This is a genomic window from Brumimicrobium aurantiacum (assembly GCF_003402975.1).
GTDB classification, from domain to species: domain Bacteria; phylum Bacteroidota; class Bacteroidia; order Flavobacteriales_D; family Crocinitomicaceae; genus Brumimicrobium; species Brumimicrobium aurantiacum.
The window spans coordinates 45,626-58,955 of record NZ_QURB01000004.1; the positions used below are offsets into that span (position 1 = coordinate 45,626).

Genomic DNA, 13,330 nt, shown 5'->3' on the forward strand with positions numbered 1-13,330 from the left:
CTACTCCGGTATTTTAACCCTACGCTCCTCTCCTGTTGCTTCGTCTAAAATGGAAATGTAAGTAGCCACATAATTTTCACATGAACCAATATTAGTAGTATCTAGGACATGTCGTTTGAATAAAATTTTCGAACCATATAAATGCTGGGCAAAACTCGATGAAAACGTAGTGTAATTCGTATCTAAATACTCAATATTTCCATTTAAATCTACACGTATCATTGCTTCATCTATTTGGGTATAAATTCGCTGCTGGTCATCTACACTTATCTGTCCATCAGAAGGAGCAATTCCTGGGTGACTCACAATATCTGTGCTAACTCCAGTTGAAATATCATACTTTATTAACTTATTATTCCCCTGTTTGGAATAAACAATTTCATTTTCGTTGAGCCAATCCCATGAATAAAAATATATCGGAATAGACCCTATTGTAGCACCTGTTTCATCAGCAATTTTTATGGGTGTACCTCCAATCCAATCTGGATCTCTATACACATACTTCTCACCACTTGGAGACCACCTTGCTTCAAACCCGCTATTGACTTGTGAACTGAGACTATCCCCATTCGATTTAACTCTAACACTCCCGTTAGAACCTGTAAATATGATCCAATCTTTAATACTCCAATCTAAACCACTTCCCACATCACCTGTTAAAACGTCAAGTTTATTCGTACAGAAATTATAAACACATAATTCTCTATCATACCCCATTACAGTTGGATCAACTCTAACAAATGCGATTTCAAAAGGATTGTTGGGATTAACAACTGGTTCATCATAGATATAGTCTTCCAAAAAATACAACTCATGTGAACTCGGACAAGAACTGGTAATATCCATTATTACAAATGAATCTGGATAAGGCTCACTGTGTAACATATATTTATCTGGACAATATTGAATGGAAGATGTATTGGGAATATTGACGTCTTTCTTCTTACACTGTGTTGCTAATAGAGCAATAAATATAAAGGTTATTAATATATAGTTCTGATTTTTCATATCATTAGTTTTTAATGAATTTGATATTCTCTGAATGCTTACCTAATAGTACGTGATAAAAGTAGATTCCGTTGGCAAAAGAACTGGTATTTACTTTTAATTCGATTTGTTTGGCGGAAGGCTTACCCTCATACACCTGCTTAATCAATCTTCCATGGATATCGTACACATCAACATTTAATTCTTTATTTTCTGTATTTGTAATCATATTGGTTTCTTTAGGATCTGTTACACTAACAAACTTAACATTATTCTGTATTTAAGGTATTTTATTTATGATATAGGTTTGGGTAGTTTGGATGATGGAACACTGTCCCGAAAGCTTTCGGGAACACGGATCTTCGAACGCGGATTTAGCGCCGATAAACTTTCATTACCAAAACATGATAGTTTATCGGCGTTTTCGGCTTTCCAATACAGCGAAAAATATAGTTTAATATCTACTCCGGAATTTTATCCTTACTCTTCTCCCCATCGCTGCAGCTAGATTTCATCTCGTGGTTCCATTAAATCCTTAAAAGCAGTTTTCTACACCTTCTTCCCAACAAAATGTACAATCAAGTACAACAGCAAAATCCCCACCCCAAAAACAACCAAACTCGGCACGCCAAAAGCTGCGGGAATTACTCCAACAAACAAAGCAACCGCTCCTACTGTCAACGCATAAGGCATTTGTGTTCTCACGTGTTCAATATGGTCACAAGAGGTCGCCAAACTACTCAAAATTGTTGTGTCGGATATCGGTGAACAATGGTCTCCTAGCACAGAACCCGCTAAAACAGAAGCTATAGTATTGTACAAAATGGCCATTTCTGAGAAATTAGGATCTGCTGAAGCTACCGCAAAAGATAGTGGAATAACCAATGGATACATTAACGCCATGGTACTCCATGAAGAACCCGTTGAAAAAGCAATAAAGGCCGACAACACAAAAGTTAATGCTGGAATTACCCAAACATGTGAAAAGTCAGATCCAAAAAAGGCTTTAAGGTATTCTGCGGTGCTTAAACTTTCGGTTACTCCGGCTAAAGACCATGCAAGAATTAAAATAACAACTGCTGGCATCATGGTATTGATTCCCATCACCACGGTGTCCATTGTTTCCTTTAAATTCATTATTCGCTGAGCAATTGTCATAATTATCGCCACGGCCAATCCAGTCATAGAAGCCCAAAGTAAAGCTAAATAAGAATCCGCATTTCCAATGACAATTCCTAATTTTCTAAAAAAGCCAACTTCACCGCCTCCTTCTGTTCCAACTGCTGCCCAAGTTCCATTGCTTAAATCAACTCCATTGGCCAACAATTCTGCATGAGCGCTAGATAATCCTGTCACCAACAGTCCGATAAATGTTCCAGCAATCACAATAAAAACTGGAACAATTGCATTATAGGCTTTCATCTTGGCGTTTTTCACTGGTTCGAATTCTTCCAATTCTTTGTTTGTTGTCGCTTCTGCCATTATTCCTTCTGCAATAGCCTTTTTTTCTGCTTTATACATCGGACCAAAGTCACGTTGTTTATACAACATAAAAAACACAAAAAACAAGGTAAAAACTGGATAAAAAGAATAGCCCAAAGAATTCACAAAAATCCCATAAGCGCTTTCATCAATTACGACGCCTTGCTGCAATTCAATTTTAGAAATTCCATCAGAAATATACGTCAGCTCGGCACCAATCCAAGTGGTAATAAAGGCAACGGCAGCAATTGGCGCAGCTGTAGAGTCAACGATATACGCCAGTTTTTGTCTCGAAATTTTCAACCGATCAGTTATTGGACGCATTGTATTTCCTACCACCAAAGTATTGGCATAATCATCAAAGAAAATAGCCAAGCCAAGAAAATATGAAGTTAACATTCCTGATTTACGATTCGTTGCAAATTTCACCAAGCGATTTACCACACCTTGCATCCCTCCATTTTTCGAAATTAAAGCTACGATTGCACCAATGATCACAGAAAATAAAATCACAGAAATATGTCCTGTATCAAGTAAAGCATTTAAAATATAGTGGTCCAAGACGGTAAAAAACGCAGCAAAAATTCCAGAAATTCCACCTCCATAATATCCAATAGTGGCAGCACCAATAAAAATCCCTATGAATAAAGAAGAGAGTACTTCTTTAAAAATCAAGGCTAAAACAATTGCAATTAATGGAGGCAATAAAGAAAGCCAACCCGGAATGACCAAAGGTTTTTCAAAGCTTATATTCGGATTTTCAAAATGGATATCGTCGTTAGAGAGTTGAACCTTCATCACATATACTTCTCCTGCTTTTTTCACTTCTATTGTATCTCCATTCAAAACTAAAAAATTTAGTGTTTTTTCAGACTGAACTTGAACATCAGTTGGGATATCTTTGAGTATTACTTCTGGAAAAACAACTTGTTGACAAAGCCCTACTTGTCCAATAGTTAGGCTAAAGAATAACAAAAGAGCAGAGAAATTTCTAAGCATGTGTTTAATGTATTTGAAGTCGAATATAAGAATATTCAAGCTTTAACAGATTTTATGAAGTAAAAAATATCTTCAAAAAAAATATTTTCCTTTTATTTTTCGTACTTTTGCGTGAATTTATTTAAGTAAAAATAGGTTCGTATGGCATTCCGAGATATAAACAAAGTAAGAGAAGGATTAACATTTGATGACATCCTACTTGTCCCAGCCTTTTCAGAGGTTCTACCAAAAAACGTAGTATTAAAAAGTAAAATCAGTAAGAACATTGCAGTGAATACACCTGTTGTTTCTGCGGCCATGGATACGGTTACAGAATCGAGTATGGCAATTGCAATGGCACAATCTGGTGGTATTGGAGTGATTCATAAAAACATGAGTATCGAATTGCAAGCACTTGAAGTAAGAAAAGTGAAGCGATCGGAAAGTGGAATGATCATCGATCCAATTGTTCTTGGAGAAAATGCATTAGTAAAAGATGCATTGGCCTTAATGAAAGAAAACAAAATCGGGGGAATCCCTGTAGTTGATGAGAACAAAACCTTAAAAGGAATTGTAACGAACAGAGATTTACGTTTTGAAAAAATAAAAAATCGTCCAATTACAGAAGTAATGACAAGTGAAGACTTGGTTGTCACTACTGAATCAACTGATTTAACAACAGCTGAGGACATTCTTCAACAGCATAAAATTGAGAAATTACCTGTAGTAGATAAGGAAAATAAACTGATCGGACTGATTACTTACAGAGACATTATAAAGGTGAAGCAACATCCAAACTCTTGTAAAGACCAATATGGTCGATTAAGAGTTGCTGCGGCTGTTGGTGTGACAGATGACACCATTGAAAGAGTTGACGCTTTAGCAAAAGCAGGAGTTGATGCGATTGTGATTGACACTGCGCATGGCCACACAATGGGTGTAGTTGAAAAATTGAAAGCTGTAAAAGCTAAATATGAAAACCTTGATGTTATTGTTGGTAATATTGCTACAGCTGAAGCAGCAAAACATTTAGCTGATGCAGGTGCTGACGCAGTAAAAGTTGGAATTGGTCCAGGATCTATTTGTACAACACGTATTATTGCTGGGGTTGGTGTTCCACAAATTACAGCGATTAACGAAGTTGCAGGTGCATTACAAGGAACAGGAATTCCAGTTATTGCCGATGGAGGAATCCGTTATACAGGTGATATCGTAAAAGCAATTGCAGCCGGTGCTGATGTAGTAATGGTAGGTTCAATGCTTGCAGGAACTGAAGAGTCTCCAGGAGCAACAATCATTTATCAAGGAAGAAAATTCAAAGCATACCGCGGAATGGGATCTATAGAAGCGATGGAGAAAGGATCAAAAGACCGTTACTTCCAAGCTTCAGAAGATGACAGTAAAAAACTAGTTCCAGAAGGAATTGCAGGACGTGTACCTTACAAAGGACATTTAGAAGAAGTTGTTTACCAAATCGTTGGTGGATTGAGAGCTGGAATGGGGTATTGTGGTGCTCCTACAATTGACGCACTTCAAGGTGCTGAGTTTGTAAGAATCACGAATGCAGGAATGACAGAATCTCATCCTCATGATGTTGCAATTACAAGAGAAGCTCCAAACTACAGCTTTAAATAAAGTTAAATACAATATTTTTATTTGTTTTGGGTTTAGGCTTTAAAATAGATTACTAAATTAGTCACGTTTTAAAAAATTAAATGCTCTATATTATGTTTTTAAAAAAGTTCCTAACACTTTCTATTGCAACACTTGCAATCACTTTTAATGCCAATAGTCAAAAAGGTGGAGATGAAGTTGTAATGACAGTAAACGGAGAAGAAATTACAAAAAATGAATTTCTTCAGGTTTACTTAAAAAACAATGAAGCTCCTAAATACGATAAGGAAAGCCTTGACGAATATGTTGAATTATACAAAAAATTCAAATTAAAAGTTGCTGAGGCTGAAGCTTTACAGTATGACACAATACCATCTTTAAAAAGAGAGTTAAAAGGATATAAAGAACAATTAGCTCACCCGTATCTTGTAGATTCAAGTAAGACCAAGGAATTACTTCAAGAAGCATACAACAGGATGAAAAGTGAGGTTAAAGCAGCGCATATTTTAATAAAACTACCACAAGACGCAGTACCCTCAGACACTTTAATCGCTTATAATAAGGCTTTAGCACTAAAAGCTAAAATTGACAAAGGCGCTGATTTTGGTGCTATCGCTGCAAGTAGCTCTGAAGATCCTTCAGCAAAAATGAATAAAGGAGAACTAGGTTATTTTACAGCATTTCAAATGGTATATCCTTTTGAAACTGCCGCATACAACCTAGAAATTGGAGAAGTTTCTATGCCAGTTCGATCTAGTTTTGGTTACCACCTTATCAAGGTAAGCGACAAGCGTCCAGCAAGAGGTACGATCACGGCAGCTCACATTATGGTGATGACACAAGCAAATGATAAACCTGAAGATATTGCCAATGCAGAGAAAAAGATAAATGAAATCTATGTAAAACTGCAAGATGGAGAATCATTTGAAAAACTTGCAAAATCATACTCTGATGATCAAGGGTCTAAAGCAAAAGGAGGACAATTACCACCATTTGGTTCTGGAACAAACCAAAGAATGGTTACTGAATTTGAAGATGCAGCATTCGCACTAAAGGAAAACGGAGATTATTCTAAACCTTTTAAAACAGATTATGGTTTCCATATCGTTAAAAGAATTGACTATAAACCTTTAGGATCCTTTGAAGAACTTTCCTCACAGATTAAACAAAAATTAAATCGTGGAGATAGAGCTAATCAATCTGAAATGGCTTTCATTGCAAAACTTAAAGAAGAGAATTCATTTAAAGATAAAGGAAGTAAAAGACTAACATGGTTTTATGAAAACATCGACAGTACAGTTTTTAAGAAAAACTGGGAAAAACCAGAATTGGATAAAAACAAGTGGATGTTTAAATACAATGGCGAAAAATTTGAAATGCAATCATTTTTAGACTTTATCGCTAAAAGTAAGATCAGAAAACCAGTACCAGTACGTAATTTCATTGATGAAAAGTACAAACAATGGCAAGCGGCCGAAATCATGAATGACGAAAAGAGTCGTTTGGAAGATAAATATCCTGCCTATAAAGCTTTATTACAAGAGTATCATGACGGTGTTTTATTGTATGAAATAATGAAAGACAAGGTTTGGGATAAAGCAATTAAAGATACTGTAGGTTTACAGAAATTCTTTGAAGCCAATCAAGCTGATTACCAATGGACGGATAGAATAGATGGAATTATTTACTCTTCAAATAAAAAAGAAATGCTTTTGGAGGCTAAATTACTAGAAGATATCGATTCTTTAACAATGTATGATATACTCAACAAAGTGAATGCAGAGTCTCAATTAAATCTAGAGGCAGACAAAGGAAAATTCATTCAATCTAACAATGAAGTTTTAAAAAACAGAAGCTTTAATGAGGGAGCGAATGAAATCTTTAAAATGGGAGATAAATATTACTTTGTTGTAGTTAATGAATTAATGCCAGCCGGACCAAAATCTTTGAAAGAAGCTAGAGGTTCTGTAATCCAAGCATATCAAGAACATTTAGAAAAAGAATGGTTAAAAGAATTGAGTGAAAAACATACGATTAACGTAAACCAAGAAGTATTATACAGAATAGGTGAGTAAACAAACCAAATATCATTTTGAGAAGGTTGTTCTTTTGAGCAGCCTTCTTCTGTTTATGTTTTCCTGTAATCAAGAGGATGATATTAGGATTTGCCAGGTTGGAGAAAACATTCTTTACGACACCGAACTGTCTCACAGAATAGCATTAATGGATGATGACTTAAACTATGAAGAAGCCAAAGAAAAGGCTATTCAAGAATGGATAGATCAAGAGCAGATTAAATTAGAAATCAAGCATTCACAACCGGAGGTTTACCTTAAAAATACAATCAGAATTGAAGAAGAATTATCTCAACTGAACCTCTTTGAATTAGAAAACATCTACATCACACAACATTTAGATTCAGTCATTTCAGAAGAGGAAATTCAGGAGTACTACAATACCTATAGAGAAAATTATAAAGATGAAACTTACATTGTTCGCGCCTTGTATTTAAAAGTTCCAGACACCTTGGCTTCTACCTTATCTATTGAAAACCATTACTTGTTAAAGAATGATAAAGATATAGCCGAAATAAAAAAAATTGCAAATCTTTACGCCACTAGCTTTTATTTTGAAGAATCTCGATGGATATACTTTGATGATTTAGTAAGAGAGTTAACAATTACTTCTGATAAAAAAGAAGAAATATTAAAAAACAGAGGGAATCAAACTTTTAAAGAAAATGGAGAGACTCACTACCTAAATGTGCTCGATTTCAGAACAAAATCTATATCTTCACCGATGGAGATTGAAAGAGCTGGAATTAGGCGTCATATCCTCAAAAGAAGAGTGAACAATTTACGCAGTAAAGCAAAAGAAACAATATTAGAAAATGTTAAAGAAAAGTATCCTGTCAATTTTTATTAGTTTAAGTATTTCCCTTATTGGAAATGCACAGATTATAACAAACGAATCAACTGATGAAAAAGTCATTGACAAAATTGTTGGCCAAGTTGGAAACAACCCAATTCTATTATCCGACATCCAAGCTCAATTACTTCAATTAAAATCTGAAGGTCAAGAAGTCAATGATCAAACCAGATGCTTCATTTTAGAAGAATTGCTTTATCAAAATATGCTATTAAATCAAGCGAAAATTGACAGTATCGAAATTTCAGATGCTCAGGTAAACGCGGAAATGGAAAATAGACTTCGTACACTTGAACAACAAATTGGAAGTCGCGAGAAACTAGAGTCTTTCTACGGAAAAACATATACACAAATTAAAGAAGAGTTTCGAGAAATTATTAGAGACAGACTTTTATCACAAGATATGGAACGTCAAATTGTTCAGGATTTAGAAGTTAGTCCAGATGATGTGAGGTCATTTTACAAATCTATTCCTGAAGACAGTTTACCATATGTAAATGAAAAAATTGCCATTCAACAAATTGTAATTTATCCAAAAATCACACAAGAAAGTAGGAATGCAGTTATTGAGAAATTAAATAGATGGCGTGAAGATTTCATCAATGGAGAACGTTCTTTTTCTGCAGTGGCTACAATTCACTCTGAAGATCAAGGTAGTGCCAAGGATGGTGGTAAAATTGATGCATCTCGTGGAATGATGGTAAAACCATTCGAGGCTGCTGCTTTTGCCTTGGAAGTTGGTGAAATATCTGATGTTGTTGAAACCCAATATGGATACCATATAGTTAAACTTCTTTCACGTAAAGGTGATGATTATACCGTTCGTCATATCTTACTAACTCCAGAAATTGGAAGTCAAGAGTTGAGTGATGCCGCAACATTAATGGATGAATGTTATGCAAAACTTAAGAAGCATGAAATGACTTGGGACGAAGCCGTAAAAGCTTATTCTGAAGATAAGGAAACAAGTCAGAATCAAGGTAATTTATCAAATCCTTATACTGGAGACCAATATTGGGATGTGGCTAATATCAACCAAATAGATCCACAGATTTTTGGTTTGGTCAATGGCTTGGAAACTGGTGAAATTTCAAACCCTGGTCTTTATACTGACATGAAAACAAGAAAAGATGGGGTGAGAATTGTTCGAATAAAGGACAGAACAGAACCACACACAGCGAATTTAAAAGATGACTATAACTTCATTAAAAAAGCTGCAGAAAACAGTAAAAAAGAAGAGTTATTAAAAGACTGGGTAAACAGTAAAGTTGGAAAAGTTTACATTCGTTTTGATGAAAGTTTCGCGAATTGCGACTTCCGTTACAATTGGAAATAACCTAAAAAAACACTTACGATTATGTCAAACGTTAAAGAGTTAGATCAACTTGTTGCAAAATACAAGACACTAAAAAAGGAAATCCATCAAGTAATTGTTGGACAAGAAGAAGTGGTTGATCAAGTGCTAATTTCAATGTTCTCACGTGGACACTGTCTATTGGTTGGTGTACCTGGATTAGCAAAAACCTTATTGGTTAACACAATCGCACAATCTCTTGGACTGAGTTTCAACAGAATTCAATTTACACCAGATTTAATGCCTTCTGACATCGTTGGTGCTGAAATTTTAGGAGAAAACAGAAGTTTTCAGTTTGTTAAAGGACCATTGTTTAACAACATTGTTTTGGCTGATGAGATCAATAGAACTCCTCCAAAAACGCAATCAGCTTTATTAGAAGCCATGCAAGAACGACATGTAACGGCTGCAGGAAGTACTTATAAATTACCAAAACCATTTTTCGTTTTAGCAACACAAAACCCTATTGAACAAGAAGGAACATATCCATTACCCGAAGCGCAATTGGACCGTTTTATGTTTAACATTTGGGTGGACTATCCTACCTTTGAAGAAGAGATGGCAATTGTTAAATCAACTACACAGGATCAAAAAATAGAAATCAAACAAATCATGAGTGGAGAAGAGATTATTCGCTTCCAGGAGTTGATTCGTGAAATTCCTGTTGCTGATAATGTGCTAGAATACGCTGTAAAATTGGTTGGTAGAACAAGAATTAATGATGCTTCTGCCCCACAATTAACCAAAGACTTTATTTCTTGGGGGGCAGGACCTAGAGCTTCTCAATATTTAATTATCGGAGCCAAATGTCATGCGGTTTTAAAAGGTAAATATGCTCCAGACATTGAAGATGTTCAAGCAGTAGCAAAACCTATTCTACGTCACCGATTGGTTAGAAATTATAAAGCGGAAGCAGAAGGTTACACAATGGACAAGATTATTCAAGAATTACTATAAAGTTTAAATTCAATATACCAATTACATTTTCGGTTCGTTAGTAGCTTTAAACTAAGTAAATTCATGAGGTACTTTTTTCTGATTCTTCTCTCTGCAATTCTTTCATTACAAGCAATAGCCCAAACAGGGACCTTGAAAGGAAAAGTCGTAGACAAAACCAATAAAGGTTTTCCAGAAATCAAAATCAGTCTAAAATCTAATGAAAAGATTAGAACGAAAACCAATCTAGATGGCTTTTATGAATTGGAAGCTCCAATAGGTAATCAAACCATCATTATTCAATTTGATGATGAAATCAAAGAAAGAGACGTAGTTGTTCTTGAAAATCAAATAATAAACCTTGAAAAAGTTAAACTGAATGTCCAATATTTCACTGGAGTAAATGTCACAGGAAAAGGAAGTGGAGGTACTATTGATGATCTTCCAGTGATAGATATGGGAAGTATTCCTGCTCCTGGAGGTGGAGTTGAAAAGTACTTAACACTAACAACAGCCGCTTCTTCCAACAACGAATTGACCAATAACTATAATGTAAGAGGTGGAAGTTTCGACGAAAACCTGGTATATGTTAATGGATTTCAAATTTACCGTCCCTTCTTAACAAGAAGTGGACAACAAGAAGGAATGAGTTTCATCAATCCAAATTTGGTTGACAATATCGCATTCAGTGCTGGAGGCTTTACTTCGAATTATGGAGACCGATTGAGTTCTGTTCTTGACATTACGTATAGAACTCCAACCGAATTTAGAGGTTCTCTTGACGCTTCTCTACTCGGAGTTTCATTACATGTAGAAGACAAAGTGAATCCGCGATTCAATTATATGGTTGCAGGTCGTTACCAAGATCAAAGTTACCTCTTAAACTCTTTACCCGTAAAAGGTGCTTATAATCCAAGATTTATGGATTTTCAATTCATTACAAACTATAACATTCGAGAAAATTTAGTTTGGAGTGTGCTTGGTCATTTTTCTACCAATGATTATCGATTTTCTCCAGAAACGCAGGAGACAAGTATTGGTACAATTAACCAACCATTAAGTTTTAAGGTCTATTTTGAAGGTCAAGAAGTTACTCGCTTCCAAACAATCACTGGAGCAACTTCTTTAAAGTGGGACCTCAATAAAAGAACTGATTTGGCTGTTTATGCGAAAATATTTAACACAGATGAAAGAGAAACCTTTGATATACTTGGAGAATACTTCATTAATGAGTTAGAAAAAGACCCAGCTAAAGAAGAGTTTGGTGATTCAATAAACACAATTGGTGTTGGAGGATTTCTAGACCATTCAAGAAATCGCCTACAAGCCACAATATACTCATTAAGACACGAGGGAAGTCATCAATTTATGACTTTGACGGAGGATGGACTTGCTTATGACATGAAAGGTAAATTCAGTTGGGGAATTGCAGCACAATATGAAGACTTTATTGATGAGATGAGCGAATGGAGTTTAACTGATTCTGCAGGATATAGTTTACCTCAGGGAGATCAAAGTACGATTGAACTGAACGATGTTGTAAAAGCGAACAATACACTTACTACATTTAGAACAAGTGGTTTTCTCCAATATGAGCAGTCTTTTGATAAATTTATCGAAAATTATCCTATCGCAATTAAAGTAAAAACTATAGATTCATTAGGAAACAAATCACACTATATATATAGAGATACCATAGACCGATCAAGATCTAAACTCTCATTCAATACTGGGGTAAGAACTGGATATACAGCCTTTAATAATGAATTTTACGTTACACCTCGTGCTATGTTGAGCTACTTCCCAAGAAAGTACTATATCAATAAGCAAGGTGAAGTAAGAAAACGTTTTATTCGATTGCATGCCAGTACAGGGTTTTATTACCAACCTCCCTTCTATCGTGAACTAAGAAGAATGGATGGCTCTGTAAATACAGATGTAGAAAGTCAAAAATCCTTCCATTTTGTAACGGGAATGGACTACTCCTTTGAAATGTGGGAAAGAAATACACCATTCAAATTTACTGGAGAGTTATTTTACAAATACCTTTGGGACGTTAATCCATACGGAATTGACAATATTAGAACTCGATATTTAGCGGAAAACATCGCTATTGGACATTCTTATGGACTTGACTTAAACCTTCACGGTGAATTTATTGATGGCTCCTACTCTTTCTTTAAAATAGGATTGTTACGTAGTGTCGAAGATTTAGAAAACGATGATTATTACACCTACACCAATTCTGATGGAGAAACCATCGTTCCGGGATATACATTTAATGACACCCCAGTTGATAGTACACTAGTATCTCCAGGTTTTATACCTAAACCAACTGACCAATGGTTTACCTTTGCAACATTAATCCAAGACAGAATGCCTGGCGCAGAACAGTTCACCGCACAACTTGGATTTAACTTTGGTACTAGGTTACCTTATGGCCCTCCTAGTCCCGAGAGATACAAAGATACCTTACGTCAAAAATCCTATTTTAGGGTAGATTTGGGATTCGGATACGACTTCCTATATAAGAAAGATAAGCCAGAACAACGAAAAAAGATGTTTAGGCCATTTACTGACATTCGTTTAAACTTTGAAGTTTTCAATTTATTAGGAATTAAAAACGTCCTCTCACAGCAATGGGTTCAAGATACACAAGGAAATTATATTGCTATTCCAAATTACCTCACCCAGAGAAGACTTAATCTAAAGTTGATTCTTAGGTTCTGATAGAAACTAATTTCTAGAAGTCAGAACATTTCCTGTAAATTAACTGATTTAAAATCCCAGGATTACAGATCCTTTGGGGTCCTAATTCCGAATAAAAAACACACCGCATCGTTCCTCTGCGGCTATTTTTTGATTCAACAATTTCCTCACTTGAAAACCAGTTTTCAGATGCTGAAATAAAGTAATGATGCAGGATTATAGATCCTTGTAGATCCGAATTCCGAATAAAAAACACACCGCATCGTTCCTCTGCGGCTATTTTTTGATTCAACAATTTCCTCACTTGAAAACCAGTTTTCAGATGCTGAAATAAAGTAATGA

Annotated in this window: 9 protein-coding genes; 6 read left to right on the plus strand and 3 right to left on the minus strand. The window is 35.4% G+C overall.

Annotation, left to right across the window (positions count from 1 at the left end; genetic code table 11):
• The 3 genes from DXU93_RS07825 to DXU93_RS07835 all read right to left on the minus strand — a co-directional run bounded on the left by DXU93_RS07825 (position 1) and on the right by DXU93_RS07835 (position 3,468).
• Positions 1-1,008, minus strand: coding sequence for a hypothetical protein (locus DXU93_RS07825; RefSeq protein WP_123776086.1), 1,008 nt, complete (start codon positions 1,006-1,008; stop codon positions 1-3).
• 4 nt (positions 1,009-1,012) lie between these two features.
• Positions 1,013-1,216, minus strand: a complete 204-nt coding sequence (locus tag DXU93_RS07830) for a T9SS type A sorting domain-containing protein (protein WP_116880729.1) — start codon at positions 1,214-1,216, stop codon at positions 1,013-1,015.
• Positions 1,217-1,536: 320 nt separating this feature from the next.
• On the minus strand, positions 1,537-3,468 hold the full coding sequence (locus DXU93_RS07835; RefSeq protein WP_116880730.1) for a Na+/H+ antiporter NhaC family protein: 1,932 nt from the start codon (positions 3,466-3,468) through the stop codon (positions 1,537-1,539).
• A 141-nt stretch (positions 3,469-3,609) separates the two neighbouring features.
• Between DXU93_RS07835 and guaB the strand changes: the two genes are divergently transcribed.
• The 6 genes from guaB (at position 3,610) to DXU93_RS07865 (ending at position 13,009) form a co-directional block, all read left to right on the plus strand.
• A complete protein-coding gene (gene guaB / locus DXU93_RS07840) occupies positions 3,610-5,082 on the plus strand; it encodes an IMP dehydrogenase (protein ID WP_116880731.1) in 1,473 nt (490 codons plus the stop codon).
• 92 nt (positions 5,083-5,174) lie between these two features.
• Entirely contained in the window at positions 5,175-7,136 is a 1,962-nt protein-coding gene (locus DXU93_RS07845) for a peptidylprolyl isomerase (RefSeq protein WP_165851364.1), read from the plus strand.
• Positions 7,129-7,986: a hypothetical protein gene (locus DXU93_RS07850; protein ID WP_123776087.1), complete on the plus strand. Its 858-nt coding sequence runs from the start codon at positions 7,129-7,131 to the stop codon at positions 7,984-7,986. Before DXU93_RS07845 ends, DXU93_RS07850 begins: the two co-directional genes overlap by 8 nt.
• Entirely contained in the window at positions 7,952-9,325 is a 1,374-nt protein-coding gene (locus DXU93_RS07855) for a peptidylprolyl isomerase (protein WP_116880734.1), read from the plus strand. Before DXU93_RS07850 ends, DXU93_RS07855 begins: the two co-directional genes overlap by 35 nt.
• Positions 9,326-9,346: 21 nt before the next feature.
• Positions 9,347-10,300: an AAA family ATPase gene (locus DXU93_RS07860; protein WP_116880735.1), complete on the plus strand. Its 954-nt coding sequence runs from the start codon at positions 9,347-9,349 to the stop codon at positions 10,298-10,300.
• A 63-nt stretch (positions 10,301-10,363) separates the two neighbouring features.
• Positions 10,364-13,009, plus strand: coding sequence for a TonB-dependent receptor plug domain-containing protein (locus tag DXU93_RS07865; RefSeq protein WP_116880736.1), 2,646 nt, complete (start codon positions 10,364-10,366; stop codon positions 13,007-13,009).
• Positions 13,010-13,330 lie beyond the last annotated feature (321 nt).

Bases quoted from the DNA above. Each gene is read 5' to 3' on its own strand.
- DXU93_RS07825 (WP_123776086.1), bottom strand. From the start codon at position 1,008: ATGAAAAATCAGAACTATATATTAATAACCTTTATATTTATTGCTCTA.
- DXU93_RS07830 (WP_116880729.1), bottom strand. From the start codon at position 1,216: ATGATTACAAATACAGAAAATAAAGAATTAAATGTTGATGTGTACGAT.
- DXU93_RS07835 (WP_116880730.1), bottom strand. From the start codon at position 3,468: ATGCTTAGAAATTTCTCTGCTCTTTTGTTATTCTTTAGCCTAACTATT.
- guaB (WP_116880731.1), top strand. From the start codon at position 3,610: ATGGCATTCCGAGATATAAACAAAGTAAGAGAAGGATTAACATTTGAT.
- DXU93_RS07845 (WP_165851364.1), top strand. From the start codon at position 5,175: ATGTTTTTAAAAAAGTTCCTAACACTTTCTATTGCAACACTTGCAATC.
- DXU93_RS07855 (WP_116880734.1), top strand. From the start codon at position 7,952: ATGTTAAAGAAAAGTATCCTGTCAATTTTTATTAGTTTAAGTATTTCC.
- DXU93_RS07860 (WP_116880735.1), top strand. From the start codon at position 9,347: ATGTCAAACGTTAAAGAGTTAGATCAACTTGTTGCAAAATACAAGACA.
- DXU93_RS07865 (WP_116880736.1), top strand. From the start codon at position 10,364: ATGAGGTACTTTTTTCTGATTCTTCTCTCTGCAATTCTTTCATTACAA.